1 pseudogene is annotated in these 1,423 nt (G+C 60.2%); it reads left to right on the plus strand.

What is annotated here, in order from left to right:
• A pseudogene (locus ACXJ7R_RS32650) lies at window positions 1-1,366 on the plus strand (hypothetical protein); the annotation flags it as partial.
• Window positions 1,367-1,423 lie beyond the last annotated feature (57 nt).

Here is a 1,423-nt window from a genome sequence, read left to right on the forward strand (position 1 = left end):
GTGCTGGACGTCCATTCTCGCACCCGATTTTGCGGAACGTCTCGCCGCGTTTGGCGGGCGGCTTGCTCGTCGGTACCCGTGGGTAAAGACTTTCACGCCGATCAACGAACCGATGGCAACCGCCCGCCTAAGCGGTCTTTATGGGTTTTGGCATCCGCACCGCGCGGACGAGCCAAGTTGCCTGCGGCTTCTTGTCGCCCAGTGCCTTGCGATAGCCATGACAATGTCGGCTATCCGCAAGGTCATTCCCGATGCCCGCCTTCTGCAGACCGAGGATTTCGGAAAGATTTTTGCGACGCCAAAGCTGACATACCAGGCTGAATACGAGAATGGCCGGCGATGGTTATCGCTGGATCTGCTTTGTGGGCATGTCGGTCAGAGCCATCCGTTCCATGAACGCCTCCTCGACGCTGGTGTCGATGCAGCCCACTTGGCAGAGTTGGAGGGCGCGCCCTGCCCTCCGGACCTCATCGGCGTTGATTACTACCTCACCAGCGATCGATTCCTCGATCATCGGGTCGAAAGGCACCCTCAAGAACCGGTCGGCGGCAACGGCATCGATCCCTATGTCGACTTCGCCGCTGTCCGCGCCGACGCGCCAGCCTGCGAACTCGGATTTGCCTCGCGCCTGCGCGAGGTGTGGCGCCGCTACTCTCTACCGGTGGCAATTGGAGAAGTGCACAACGCCTGCACCCGTGAGGAACAGCTGCGGTGGTTCATGGAGGGATGGGAGGCTGCAGGCGAATGCGCGGTTGAGGGCATTGACGTACGTGCCGTCACTGCTTGGTCAATGTTCGGCGCCGTAGACTGGAATTCCATGATGATGCGCGAGGATGGATACTATGAGTGCGGGGTGTTTGATGTGAGGGCAGACCTTCCGCGCAGAACAATTATGGCCGATGCCATTTCGGCCTTGGTAAATAAGCAATCGTTCGGCCATCCCGTGCTTGCGCAGACGGGCTGGTGGCGTGCGCCGCGCAAGAGGTTGGGAAAATCGCCTACGATCCAGCTCCGAGGATTTGACCGGCGGCTATCGATCCTGGGGGAGTGTTGCAGTCGCCGTCGACTTCCAGCCCGGGCTGCACCCCAGCAGACAGGATCGCCGGATGAGTGGGTTCAACTAAGCATAGGGTACACCGGAGGCGGCTCACTAGCTGTCTTGTATGCCAACTATTGCCAGGGCACGACCTTCTCGCTCGCGGTGTCTGATAGTGTGGACTGGGTTGCCGCCTGCAACGCATTCCTCGATCTGGTGATCGACGGCCTTAGCGGGTCCTATGAGCTGGTTTCCGCACATCGCGACAACCAGTATCGGGTCGCCGAATGCCCGGCCCCAAATACCGCTGCCATGGCACGTCAGCGCTGATGCAGGATAATCTCGCCGGCCGGTCCTATTGACCTCTAGAAGGTCTTCCTCGAGCGG

The sequence above is a fragment of the Mesorhizobium sp. P5_C1 genome, from assembly GCF_054049815.1.